The 12632-nt window shown below is 43.0% G+C and carries 11 protein-coding genes and 1 tRNA gene; 8 read left to right on the top strand and 4 right to left on the bottom strand.

Annotated elements, in window-relative coordinates:
- Positions 1–41: 41 nt before the first annotated feature.
- Positions 42–115: transfer RNA gene (locus tag ACYRYY_RS15190), tRNA-Pro, on the bottom strand.
- 140 nt (positions 116–255) lie between these two features.
- A complete protein-coding gene (locus tag ACYRYY_RS15185) occupies positions 256–2268 on the bottom strand; it encodes a sigma-54 interaction domain-containing protein (protein ID WP_460216439.1) in 2013 nt (670 codons plus the stop codon).
- Between the two features lie 237 nt (positions 2269–2505).
- On the opposite strand from ACYRYY_RS15185, the gene ACYRYY_RS15180 reads away from it, so the two are divergent.
- The 8 genes from ACYRYY_RS15180 to ACYRYY_RS15145 all read left to right on the top strand — a co-directional run bounded on the left by ACYRYY_RS15180 (position 2506) and on the right by ACYRYY_RS15145 (position 10622).
- Entirely contained in the window at positions 2506–3759 is a 1254-nt protein-coding gene (locus ACYRYY_RS15180; RefSeq protein WP_460216438.1) for an OprD family outer membrane porin, read from the top strand.
- Positions 3760–3773: 14 nt separating this feature from the next.
- Entirely contained in the window at positions 3774–4319 is a 546-nt protein-coding gene (locus ACYRYY_RS15175; protein WP_460216437.1) for a hypothetical protein, read from the top strand.
- Positions 4320–4358: 39 nt separating this feature from the next.
- Positions 4359–7037 carry a molybdopterin-containing oxidoreductase family protein gene (locus tag ACYRYY_RS15170; protein WP_460216436.1) on the top strand — a complete coding sequence of 893 codons (2679 nt, stop codon included), beginning with the start codon at positions 4359–4361 and terminating at the stop codon, positions 7035–7037.
- Positions 7034–7639, top strand: coding sequence for a 4Fe-4S dicluster domain-containing protein (locus ACYRYY_RS15165; protein ID WP_460216435.1), 606 nt, complete (start codon positions 7034–7036; stop codon positions 7637–7639). Before ACYRYY_RS15170 ends, ACYRYY_RS15165 begins: the two co-directional genes overlap by 4 nt.
- Before the next feature lie 82 nt (positions 7640–7721).
- Positions 7722–8402 (top strand): TorD/DmsD family molecular chaperone, encoded by a 681-nt coding sequence (locus ACYRYY_RS15160; RefSeq protein ID WP_460216433.1) that lies wholly within the window; start codon positions 7722–7724, stop codon positions 8400–8402.
- Between the two features lie 4 nt (positions 8403–8406).
- On the top strand, positions 8407–9219 hold the full coding sequence (locus tag ACYRYY_RS15155; protein WP_460216431.1) for a hypothetical protein: 813 nt from the start codon (positions 8407–8409) through the stop codon (positions 9217–9219).
- Positions 9220–9235: 16 nt separating this feature from the next.
- On the top strand, positions 9236–9871 hold the full coding sequence (locus tag ACYRYY_RS15150) for a 4Fe-4S dicluster domain-containing protein (RefSeq protein WP_460216430.1): 636 nt from the start codon (positions 9236–9238) through the stop codon (positions 9869–9871).
- Positions 9849–10622, top strand: a complete 774-nt coding sequence (locus ACYRYY_RS15145; RefSeq protein WP_460216429.1) for a 4Fe-4S binding protein — start codon at positions 9849–9851, stop codon at positions 10620–10622. Before ACYRYY_RS15150 ends, ACYRYY_RS15145 begins: the two co-directional genes overlap by 23 nt.
- Positions 10623–10698: 76 nt before the next feature.
- Here ACYRYY_RS15145 and larB read toward each other — a convergent pair whose 3' ends face one another.
- The gene (gene larB / locus ACYRYY_RS15140; protein ID WP_460216428.1) at positions 10699–11448 is read right to left on the bottom strand and encodes a nickel pincer cofactor biosynthesis protein LarB; all 750 of its coding nucleotides are present in this window, start codon (positions 11446–11448) and stop codon (positions 10699–10701) included.
- Positions 11448–12620 carry a nickel pincer cofactor biosynthesis protein LarC gene (larC, locus tag ACYRYY_RS15135; RefSeq protein ID WP_460216427.1) on the bottom strand — a complete coding sequence of 391 codons (1173 nt, stop codon included), beginning with the start codon at positions 12618–12620 and terminating at the stop codon, positions 11448–11450. Before larC ends, larB begins: the two co-directional genes overlap by 1 nt.
- Between the last annotated feature and the right edge of the window lie 12 nt (positions 12621–12632).

Below are 12632 nucleotides of genomic sequence, written 5' to 3'. Positions count from 1 at the left end.
GACAAAAGAAAAACATCTTTTATCTCAACGCCTTTCAGAAATCGGGATGACAGGATTTGAACCTGCGACCACACCCACCCCAAGGGTGTACGCTACCAAGCTGCGCTACATCCCGCTACTCTTCACTGTTGGGGAATCCGTTTATATCAAAGAGAATAAGGTTAGTCAATAGCTTTTCTGTGTTTATGCAAAATTGTTCTGGTAAGAATTAAAACAACTGTCAGCATTGATGTTCCCTTTAAATTATATCCATAACTACATCATAGATGACAAAACTGAACCCTCTATGCGTATTTGTTTTATTTTTCTGTAAACAGTTGAGAGGCTCATCCCTAAATAGTCGGCAGTACATTTGACACTTCCTGTTTTCTTAAGAGTTTTTAAAATGAGTTCCCTCTCCATCTTTTTTATATCGCCAAGCTCAGAACACTTCTTCCTGTTCTGCATTTCAAAGATATCACCCGGCAAATCAGATACATTAACCTCATTTCCCTTTGCAACTGTAACGGCATATGTAATAGCATTTTCAAGCTCACGGACATTGCCTGGCCAGCAATAATCTGTCAGAACTTCTTCTGCTTCCTGACTCAGAGTATACACAGGAAGATTAAATTTCTCGCATGTCACACGAATAAAATGATCTGCAAGAAGCAATATATCATCTGTACGCTGCCTGAGAGGCGGAATCTCAATTTTAATAACAGAAAGTCTGAAATAAATATCCTGCCTGAAGTTATCATTAAACATTTCCGCAGTAAGCGGTTTGTTTGTTGCTGATATTACTCTGAAATTTACAGGAATAACCTTATGTCCGCCAACCCTGACAACCTCTCTCTGCTCCAGAACACGAAGCAAAACAGGCTGGAGTTCGCTCGGCATATCTCCTATCTCATCAAGAAAAAGTGTTCCTCCGTCGGCAAGTTCAATTTTCCCTTTCTTACCGTTCTTTTCTGCTCCGGTGAAAGCGCCTTTTTCGTAACCAAAAAGCTCACTTTCAATGAGATTTCTCGGAATAGACGCACAGTTTATTGCAATAAACGGAGCCTTCGGATTATAAAAATTATGTACCGCACGGGCAAAAACCTCTTTTCCTGTTCCGCTTTCACCTAAGAGAAGAATATTAACAGGTTTTGCGGCAACTATTTTTGCTCTGCTCTTCAGCTTGTCCATAACAGAGCTTTTGGAAATAATATTATCAAATGTGGTATGACATACATGAGGTCTGCAAGTATCAAAAGAACTGTTAACACGAGACATCTTTATTATAGCGCCTTTTGAGTACCTTTCATTTCTGTTGTAAAAAGGTGATATGTCAAATTTCACTTTATCTGACTGATTGTTCAGAATGCCTATTTCCTGATTTTTCACAGCACGTCCGGTATATAGTGCCTGAATAAGCACAGATGGATCATCCAACAGAGACTGAAGTTTTGCCCTTGCTTTTGTACCTTCAATCCGCAGAAGTCTTTTGGCTTCGTTGTTTATATTAATGATATACCCTGCGTTATCAATTGAGATATACCCGTAATCAGAATGCTCAAAAGCCGCTTTCAGGGTTGAGTCCATAATTTTAAGCCTTTTACTTCTTCCAAAAAGTCTGATTTGGCTTGAGAGAGCCTGAGCCAGTGATGTTGTCCACCCCAGAGTATGTTCAAGCATTTCAGATATATTAGCCTTACCTTGACTAAGTATTACGCATCCTATTATATCTCCGTATTCATTGGTCACCGGTGCGGCGGAGGATACATTTTCTTCAAGAGCTGTCATGTAGTTGGCAGGACCAACAATATGCACCGGTCGGTTATATCTCAGAGCGAGGGTATGTGCAGTACAGCCCACATTTTCCTCACTCCATATATCACCTGTAGAGTTTATCGCATAATCCCAGCCTTTTAATTTATTAAAAAACATCGGCAGCGTGAGCATTACACCATTTTCATCACACAGATTCATATCAAATTTAGTGTGATTCAAAATATTTGAGTAGCTTTTGACATAATCGAAAAATAGATTGATGAGGTTTTGCTTCTTATTAAGAAGTGCCTCAAACTTTTCTTTCGGAAGCTGCGGGATTTGGAATTCACGTTCCCAAACAATACCCATGTCTCTCGAACGCTGCCACATAGCCAGAACTTCTTCAGGAAGATATTGTGATGGTTCCGGTAAAATACCTGTCTGGATAAACTGGTGCTTCGCTTCCACAATCTGATTCCAGATATGCGGAGCAGTGCTGAATGAAATTATTGGTGTTTGCAATTTAGCGATCATTATGTATCACCTCAAATAAAAAATACAACAATGAAATCTGTTATTCAGAATAAGCTGCCCACCCTTTTCATTCAATCGATATCTTTTTGTCATTTTTGTCATTTTTGTCATTTTTGGGAAAAAATACCAAAACACTGTTTTTTATAAATAACTGATAAATTGGATATAACAAAAAAAGATACTTTGGCACATGCACTGCTCTTTCAGCAGTACAAAACGCTATAAGGAGAAGCATGTATGCCAAAAGAAAGATTTATTGAATTGATTGCGAAAGCTGCCCTCTTCGGGTTGCTGGTTTTGTTCACCTTTTCTGCTCCGTTAAAGTGTCCGGCTGCAGATAATATTGCAGGCATGTTCAAAGAAGGCAGTGCAAGGGGAGAGCTGATGCTTTACTCTTTTTCTCAAACCTTTGAACAGGAGGGTAACACAGAAAGGTTTTCTGATAAGAATGATAATATCGCCGGTACATTATTTTATTATCAGACAGCCGAATTAAAAGGAATTAGTTTCGGTTTCGGTTACGGTTCTGCTGATAACTTTTACAGTGATGATGACAAGTATGAGGACCGCGCACTCAGACTAGGACACAAAGGGTTAAACAGGTTTGTAGATGCATATATACAGGGAAACTGGTTTGATACTGCAATAAAATACGGTATCCAGCAGTTGTACACCCCCCTTGCAAACCCTGACCCCGGCAGAGTTCTTCCGAAGACATTCAAAGGGCTTACAGTAGTAAACAGAAGCATAAAAGATCTTGAGCTTCATGCATACTACATTACAGAATTTGCGGACTGGGCTGATGATGATTTTAAATCCATATCCCAATACATTAATCCGTCTGCGGATAAAGAAGCGCTCCTTGTGGGCGGGCTCAAATATAATCTGCGCAGCGATGTAGTAAATCTTTTCACCGAAGCCTTCGCCTATAATCTGGATAATTTCTTTAATGCCGGTTACATCAGCGTTAATTTTGAAAAACAGTTTAATGATGTTGTCGCTTCTTTCAAACCTTCGTATGTGAAACAGAAATCAACCGGTGATGAATTCATGGGCTCCATAGACACCTATGAAGCGGGCTTTGAAACAGGAGTAACCTATAAGGGTTTTAATGTAACCGGTTACTATGCCCAGACAGGAGATGATTCTTATGAAACTCCCTGGGGATTCGGCAGAATAATAAAAACAGAGGAGTTTATCTCCGGTCTTATTCCAAATCAAAAAGTTTACGCCATTTCTTCATCTTATGATTTCAGCAGGATTGGTTTAAACGGTCTTTACGGAAAAATCCACTACACAACATTTGATAACGATGGAAATGCAAGCAACGGTGATCAGTTTGAGTATCAGGCAATTTACGACTTCGGAAAAGAATTCAAATCATTGGAAGGACTGAGCCTGAATATCATGTACACAGACATGCGCAATGACGATTCCAGCGATGTCTCCAGACTTCACATACGTCTCAAATACGCCTTTTCAATTTTGTAAACAGGAGAAGAAAAATGGCGGATGAAACTATTTTTAAAAACCTGACAGAGAGGATCGAAGCAGAGCAAGACCTTCATTCAATCATGTACGGGATGCTCAAATTCTGTACTTCAGGGCGCACAACTTCAGAACTGATCGGGCAGATAGGAAAACTCAGCAATGGAGTTTGCGTGCTTCAGGAGCCGGGAACAATCATATCCTGGCTGAAGAATGCAGGCGGCTTGAAATCCGAGTCATCAGAAACAGGTGAAGATATCTGGTTTAGCACTGAAGAAGGAATTCAGGTTGCAGAGCAGCAGGATTCCACTGCCCTTTTGTCTGCGCTGTTCACTAATGATGCAGAGTTTAAAGATCTGTACATCCGCATTCTTGAAATGTGCATAACACCTTCTGCTAAGGACACAATTGAAAGTGTGATCGAACCGGTGACAGGCGATGAACACACGGAAATATTCCCTGCATACTTCATCGGGGCGCTTGAAGATGCAGGCGGACTAGAGTGGAACGGAAAATGGAAAACAACAGACAAAGGTGCTGAATTTCTCAAGTCGCAGATTTAACCAAACAGAGGCTTTGAGAATAAAATCAAGGAGAAAAAAATGAAGCAACTTAAAATGAACCGAAGGGATTTCATTAAAGCTACAGCAGTAACAGGCACGGCTCTGTCCTTCAGCGGATTCGGAAGCGGAATGCTTGTCGAAAAAGCCAATGCACAGGAACAAAGCGGTGTGCAGATCATCACTACATGCTGCCGTAACTGCACGGCTGAGTGCGGTGTTCTGGCGCATGTTAAAGACGGAAGAGTTATAAAGCTTGAGGGTAATCCTGAATTCACACGAAGCGAAGGTGCGCTCTGCGTAAAAGGTCTTTCCGGCATTCAGGCACTGTACAACCCAAACAGAAACAAGTACCCCATGCAGCGTGTCGGAGCAAGAGGCGAAAACAAATGGAAAAGGGTTTCATGGGAAGAAGCTATCGACAAAATAGCCCGCAAACTTATGGAATTCCGGGAAAAATACGGTGCTGAATCAGTGTTTGCCTCAACAGGCGGCGGCGGTAACCCTAATTTCATGAGCCCCGGCAGGTTCTGCAACTCATTTGATACCCCAAACTGGTTTGAACCCGGAGCCGCTCAGTGTTATCTCCCCAGAACCCTTATGTTCATGTTCTGTTACGGAGGAGGAACTTTCTATAACAGTGATACGAGTCTGGGCGACAACAACATACATGAGGCATACGATTACAATAACCTTAAAACAAAAGCCGCTGTTCTCTGGGGTACTGCTCCTTCCTACAGCGGACCTTCACAAGCAGGAAGGGTTCTTGTGGAAAACAGGGCGAGAGGGGTTAAAACTGTTGTAATTGACCCGCGCTTCACACCTGATGCTTCCAAAGCGGATGTATGGCTTCCCATTCGTCCGGGAACAGACGTTGCCCTCGGACTGGCGTGGATACGCTACATTCTCGAAAATAATCTTTATGACTACGACTTCTGCCTTAAATGGACAAATATGCCCTATCTGGTTAATACAAAAACAAAAATGTATCTCAGAGAAAGTGATATCAAGAAAGGCGGCAGAAATGATGTATTTGTTGTCTGGGACAAAAAGACAAAATCTGCCCAGCCTCTTGAATATCCGTGGAATGATTCGTTTGACGTTGCCATAGCAGGAACATACAGCGTTAACGGTTCTGAATGTAAAACCGGATTTCAGATGCTCAAAGAAAGAGCAGAACCGTGGACAATAAAAAAAGCTGCTGAAACCTGCTGGCTCAGGGAAGCGGACATTGTTAAGGCGATAAAAATATATTCAGAGAAGCCTTCATGGCTGTCTCTCGGCGTTGCAACAGATCAGAACCCCAACTCCACACAGATGGCTCATTGTGCAGCCATACTGAATATTATAATGGGGAACATCGAAAAACCCGGCGCAGCTCTCCAGCGCTTTAAAAACGCATGCAGAAGCCCTGTGGGCACAGACCCTCTTATGAATTTCCTTTCTTTTGACCAGCTTAAAAAGCGTCTCGGCGGAACAGAGTTCAAGGGAATGATGCAGTGGTGGACAGGTAACGTTGCCAAGCACCTTAATGCTCTTAAAACCGGCAAACCATACAAACTTAAAGCATGGCTTGAAAGATCCGGAAACAAAATGGGTACTCTCGCAAACACTTATGAATGGTCTAAAGTGGTTCATAATCTTGAACTTATAGTCCATATGTATATGTACCCCACAGGCTTTTCGCCTTATGCGGATTTCCTGCTCCCGACAAATGAATGGCTTGAGACAGACCTTCCTGTGGACTGCTTCAATAAGTTTTTCCCTCGTCAGGCGACAACGCATCTTTATGAGACTGTCAACGAATACGAAATATGGGCATGGATCGTAAAACGCTGCGCAGAACTCGGACATGAACAGTGCAAACGCACCCTTGATCCGAAAGAGACAGCGCCCCAGCACCCCACATTTGTTGACTATCAGGATCAGCTTGACTGGTGGTGCAAATCATATGACATGAAATGGGAAGACCTTAAAAAAGGGTCTGTTGAGAAATTTCCGCTCTCAGAAATGAAGGAATACTACGTTTACAAACAGATAGACCCGAAAACCGGAAAACCTAAAGGCTTTAACACTCTTTCCAAAAAGTGTGAAATATACCTTGAAACCCTTATCACACTCGGCAGAACAGGGGCGCCTTTTGTTAAGACTCCTCTGCCTCCGGCTCCGCACGATTACAATCCCCTGCCCTTCTTCATCGAACCGGAAGAAAGTCCTAACAGACCTGTGGGCAAGGAGTTTCCTCTTGTTATGACAAATGGAAGGCTTCCATTCTGGCATCATATTACGCTCAGAAATATCCCTTATCTCAGAGAGATACAGCCTGTGGCCGACATATGGGTCAACCCTATTGACGCCAGAAAATACGGAATCGAACAGAGCGATTGGGTATGGGTTGAGTCAAAAAGAGGACGAATCAATGCACGGGCTCTTGTCACAGAGGGCATAGCAACCGGTACCGTTTACATGGAAAGGTTCTGGAACCCGGAAAATATAAACGAAAAAACTCACGGCTGGCAGGAGATGAACGTTAACGTTCTCAGCAGGAGTGACGCTCCGTACAACGAAGTGGTAGGGACATACACTCTCAGAGGCTATCAGGTAAAAATATACAAAGCCGAAGGGGCCCCCAAAGGGGTATGGACCAAACCCGAAGACTTTGAACCGTGGATGCCGGAAATATCTAAACCTACTAAAAGAGTCAGCGGAGTTGTGAAATGAAAAAGAAAACAATGTTAATAGACCTTGATCGTTGTATAGGCTGCTTTTCATGTGAAATTGCATGCAAAAACGAAAACAACATAGATCTCGGTGTTCAATGGAACAAGGTCTTCACCATGGGACCCACCGGAGTATTCCCTGACCTTGAAATGTATTTCCTGCCTGCACTTTGCCAGTCATGCGAAAATGCGCCATGCGTTGAAGTGTGCCCCACAGGAGCTTCGTATATTAACGAAGAGGGAGTTATCCTTGTGGACCACAACAAATGTATCGCCTGCATGGCATGCATATCCGCATGCCCCTACAAGGCAAGATCCTTCAACGGAAAGAATCAGGTTATCGAAAAATGTACACTCTGCGATCACCTTAAAGCTCCGGACAAACCTGCCTGCGTTAAAGCATGCTGTGCGAAGGCACGGTTTGTGGGTGATGCGGAAGATCCCCAAAGCGACATTAATAAAAAAATCAGGGAAGTCGGTACAAAAAATATTCACACCCTTCCGGATGCAGGGAATAAGCCCACTGTAAAATATATTCTCAGCGATAAAACTGCTAAATGGCATGACAGAAAATCATGGGTGTTTTTCCCGGAGAAGGACTGATAGCCTGAATACCAAAGTCATACAATAACAAACCGGAGAGCGGAGAATATTCCGCTCTCCACTATTTAATGAGGTTTTATCCATGAGCGAGTTAACAGTTTACTCAAGTATAACGGAAGAAAGGGAAAACATGTATATACTGCTGGCAACTCTTTATAAAACAGAGGTCACGCCGGAGCTTTACGATATGATAAAAAATGTGCGTTTTTCCGAAGAAAAAGAACTCCGGACCGGATATGAAAAGATGCATGATTTTGTTAGCGTTAAACGGCACGATCCTATCACAGATTTAGCAGTGGATTACGCAAGAATATTTCTCGGTGCTGGAGTGGTTGAGACCGAACAAAGCGCATTTCCTTACGAATCTGTATACACAAGCGATAAGCGTTTGATAATGCAGGAAGCCAGAGATGAAGTGCTTTACATTTACCGTAAGCACGGACTTGGAGTTGACGACAAATATAATATTCCTGAAGACCATTTAGCTCTTGAGCTTGAGTTTATGGCTTATTTATGCAGCAGTTTAAAACAAAAAATCGATAAGGATAGCCCCGAAGAGGTTGTTTCTAATCTTGATGAACAAAAATCATTTATAAATAAGCACCTTGTCAACTGGGTTCCTTCATTTTGCAATGACGTTAAAAAAGTTGCAGGCACAGAGTTTTACATCGGGCTTGCAGAATTAACCACTGCTTTTCTCACAATGGATTTGAACATAATTGACGGACTGCTTGTACAGCTTAATCAAAAAGCAAGGATATAATATCATGAATACAAAATGGAATATGGTATTTTTCATGTTTTTGGGGCTCACCGGAGCAGCTTTGCTGCTGTATGCTTCACTTGCTGCCTGTTTTAACAAACGGGACAAGCATAAATATTTTGCACTTTCTGCGGGAATCAGCAGTGCATCTGCATCACTGATCATTTTGCTTGGTTTAAACGAATTCTCGAGAATGCTGAATATTCTGATGAGACCCTATTCCGGCTTAAGCACTGCTTTGCTTATGCAGCTTGCTGCTGCATTTTTCTCGTTTCTGCTCTTTTTCAAAGGCAAAACAAGCTCCGCAGTGAGAAACATTTCAGTAATAGTCAGTCTTGCTGCGGTTTTTTGTTTAGCAAGGAATTACATGATAATAACCAGACCGGCCTTGAATACTTATCTGTTTTCAGCCTTTCTCATTGTTTCCGCCATCTTTGCTGCATGGAATCTAATAAGTATCAACAAAGACCTGACACTTGACGAAGCGCTGACATCCAATGCCGGAGCTGTCATTATCTCTGTCTATGGACTAATCCTGCTGATTTTCAGCTTAAGAGTTGGCTGGCTTGAACCTGAAGACAGAATATTTTCCTTTGCAAAATTAATCTACGGCAGTTATGCGCCCATCTTCTGGATGACGGTGGTGCTGTCATTTGCAGTCCCTTTAGCTATAACTGTCTTTTCGTCAGTGAGAAAAAAAGCTGTGGCATCAGTCATATGCTGTGCATCATTTGCCGCAGGAATCTTTCTGCTCAGTGTGCTTATTAACCAGATGCCCGTTTTAAACGACAGTATCAACAACAGATTCATATTCTGAATACGGGAATAATGCCATGAAGCTTACCAGAAGAACATTTCTGTCAGCAGCGGCGGCTGTTTGTGTGTCTCCTGACAGCCTTTTTGCGGATAACAAGGAGGACACTCTGCTGAGACCTCCGGGAGCATTGTCTGAAAACAGTTTTTTAGCCAGATGCAACCGCTGTCAGAAATGCGTCCAGATATGCCCGACCAATATTATAATCCCGGCATCTTTTGAACACGGGCTCCTTAAGGCAAATACTCCGGTAATTTCTTTTAAAAGAAGTTACTGCAACTCATGCCTCAAATGCTCGGAAATATGCCCCACAGGAGCCCTTCAGCCGGTAACAAAAGAAACTCTTGATATAGGTCTGGCGGTAATAATTGAAAAAGACTGTGTTGCGTGGGACTGGACAGGATGCACAGTGTGCGTTGATAACTGCCCGACAAAAGCAATCTGTCTGGATGAATACAAGCGGCCGGTCATTATACCCGAAAAATGCAACGGATGCGGGATATGCGAGCTTAAATGCCCCTCCATATCGCTGAGGTCATCCATTCTGGGAAAAGGAATAATTGTAAGAAAAAGACCTTCAGATGCACCGCCCAGAAAAGCTGAAACTGTGATAAGCACAAAGGAAGAAAACATTGAAAAAAATACATCTGACTAAAATTCGGTACTTTGTTCTTACTGGCGCAGTTATTGCCGTTGCGGCTGCAGATTTTACAAACACAGGCATCGGCACATTCTGCAATATGTGTCCTGTTGGTTTTGTGCAGGTTACGGCGGCTTCCCGTTCGATTCCACAGGGAATGCTCACCGGTGTGGCGGTATTCACTGCGGTTGCTTATTTAGGCGGCAGGTTCTTTTGCTCGTGGTTTTGTCCCACTTCGTTTATCTCACGAATAACAGGCATTCAAAACACTGCGGCAGCCAAAACTGCCGGTTATTTTGTAAAATACATACCTCATGCTGTTCTTGCGGTATCGGTCATAGCCTCTTTTCTCTTAAAATTCCCGGTGTTCTGCCTGATATGCCCTATAGGTATTTTCTTCGGGTTTATTTTTGCTGTATTAAAAATATTTCATGTTTTTGAGCCAAGTGCCAATTTAATTATTTTTCCCATCATTCTGACTGTTGAGCTTATTTTTTTCAGAAAATGGTGTTCCTGTATCTGTCCGGTGTCTCTCATTATGAGACTGATTGCAAAAATTCCCGGATATAAAATAAGACCGTCAGTAAATCAAAGTACATGTCTTCTGACGCAAGGGCTCCAATGTAACCAATGTGCTAATAACTGCAAAGAAAAAATAGAAGTAACAAAAGCAGACAAAGAGTTTATTGAAAAATGTACAAACTGCATGGATTGTGTTGAACAATGCCCGACTAATTCAATATTGCCGGGCATAAAGAGAAGATAAAACGGAATTAGGAAGTCTCCCCTCGTACATTTCCTCCTATGCAAGGCAGCCGGTTTATCCCGCCGGCTGCCTTCTGCTAAAACGAATCTCCGGAATTTATAATTCTCATTGCCGCACACGCCGCCCCGAAACCGTTATCTATATTAACAACAGTTATTCCGCCTGCGCATGAGGTAAGCATTCCCAAAAGTGCGGACACTCCGCCAAACGCTGCCCCGTAGCCCACAGATGTAGGCACGGCAATTACAGGCTGGGAAACAAGTCCGCCGACAACTCCGGCCAATGCTCCCTCCATCCCTGCTATTACGATGATTACCTTCGCTTTTCTGATTTCGCTCAGTTTATCAAAAAGTCTGTGAATACCAGCCACACCTACATCGGAGATAATTTCCGCCCTGCACCCGAACATCCTGCATGTAACAAGGGCTTCCTCCGCAATCGGCAGATCCGATGTTCCGGCAGTGATTATGCGGACTTCGCCTTTTTTATACTCTATCTCATCCTTCACATAGCTTAAAGTGCGCCCAAGCTTATTGTATTCGACATCTGGCAATATTTTCAGCACATATTCCGCTGTATCGGGAGAAACCCTTGTAGCCAGAACACTGCATTTCTCTTTTAGATTAATGAAGATATCCGCTACCTGTTCCGGCGTCTTGCTTTCAGCGTAGATCACTTCAGGGAAACCATTTCTTAATAAGCGGTGTGTATCAAATTTTGTGTGCCCCACATCAGCAAAAGGAAGATCACGAAGCCGGGCAATCCCGTCCTCCACACCGGTTTTTCCTTCCCTTATGCTGTTCAGCAGCTCCTTAAGCCTGTCCATTACAGCCTGCACTTTCCTATAACTGTGTAAACCTCATTAAGAGATATACCATGCTGTGAAGCAAGCCTTTTGCAGTCTTCAAATTCAGGCTTGGAGCGTACCGGCTTTCCATCCATAAATGCGTTTTTCATGGTGACTGCCCCAAGGGGAGTTTCCAGTTTTTCGTAGCTGATTTCAAGCATATCCTTTCTGATTTCTGTGCTTTTGATACCGAGAGTTGTGGTATGGAGAAACATCAGCTTCCTGAACTTATCAGCATCCTTTTCACTGCACAGAACAGAAACAGTAACCGCAGGACGGTTTTTCTTCATAATAATCGGAGTAAAGTGAACATCCGACGCACCATGCTCCATAAGAATATCCATTGCGGCGCCAAGCATTTCAGGTGTCATGTCGTCTATATTGCATTGAAGCAGAACAGCCTTATCCGTCTGCACTCCTCCGGTTGTATCAGCAAGGAAAACACGAAGAACATTAGGCACTTCGTTATCATTGTGCCCTATTCCGTATCCGGTTTTCTTTATTGAGAACCCGGCAGCCGTACAGAATTTATCAGTAAGAGTCTTTATAATTGCCGCTCCGGTAGGTGTTGTGGTCTCTTTATTGACTTTTCCGAGGGTAACGGGAACATCCTTTAAAATCTCGGATGTGGCAGGAGCCGGCACAGGCATAAGCCCATGGGCGCACTTAACCATTCCTCCGCCCAGTTCAAGGGGTGACGAATACACCTCATCCACCCCAAGTGCATGAAAACATATCGCCGCACCGACTATATCAATTATGGAATCAGTAGCTCCGACCTCATGAAAATGCACCTCATAGAGTCCTTTGCCATGTATTTTTGATTCAGCTTCAGCCACTTTCATAAAGATATCCAGAGCAGTTGCTTTTACTCTGCCGTCCAGTGTGCTGCCGTTTATTATATTTTCTATATCTTTCAGGTTTCTGTGATGGTGGTGTCCGTGGTGGTGGTGTTTAAGAACAACATCGACTCTTACTCCGGAAATACCTTTGCGCATATCTGCACTTATTTTAAGCTCAAATTCATCACCCAGTCCAAGCTTATCAAGTTCCGACCGGAGAAAATCCGAATCCACACCAAGGTCAAGCATGGCGGCAAGGTTCATATCTCCGCTGATACCCGAAAAACAATCATAATATAATATTTTCACTCTATCCCCTTT

It is taken from the genome of Geovibrio sp. ADMFC3, assembly GCF_054687035.1.
This window is presented reverse-complemented; position numbering and strand designations above follow the sequence as displayed.

Coding starts and splice junctions, on each gene's coding strand:
- ACYRYY_RS15150 (WP_460216430.1), top strand. CDS start 9,236: ATGAAGCTTACCAGAAGAACATTTCTGTCAGCAGCGGCGGCTGTTTGT.
- ACYRYY_RS15155 (WP_460216431.1), top strand. CDS start 8,407: ATGAATACAAAATGGAATATGGTATTTTTCATGTTTTTGGGGCTCACC.
- ACYRYY_RS15160 (WP_460216433.1), top strand. CDS start 7,722: ATGAGCGAGTTAACAGTTTACTCAAGTATAACGGAAGAAAGGGAAAAC.
- ACYRYY_RS15165 (WP_460216435.1), top strand. CDS start 7,034: ATGAAAAAGAAAACAATGTTAATAGACCTTGATCGTTGTATAGGCTGC.
- ACYRYY_RS15185 (WP_460216439.1), bottom strand. CDS start 2,268: ATGATCGCTAAATTGCAAACACCAATAATTTCATTCAGCACTGCTCCG.
- ACYRYY_RS15175 (WP_460216437.1), top strand. CDS start 3,774: ATGGCGGATGAAACTATTTTTAAAAACCTGACAGAGAGGATCGAAGCA.
- larB (WP_460216428.1), bottom strand. CDS start 11,448: ATGGACAGGCTTAAGGAGCTGCTGAACAGCATAAGGGAAGGAAAAACC.
- ACYRYY_RS15180 (WP_460216438.1), top strand. CDS start 2,506: ATGCCAAAAGAAAGATTTATTGAATTGATTGCGAAAGCTGCCCTCTTC.
- ACYRYY_RS15170 (WP_460216436.1), top strand. CDS start 4,359: ATGAAGCAACTTAAAATGAACCGAAGGGATTTCATTAAAGCTACAGCA.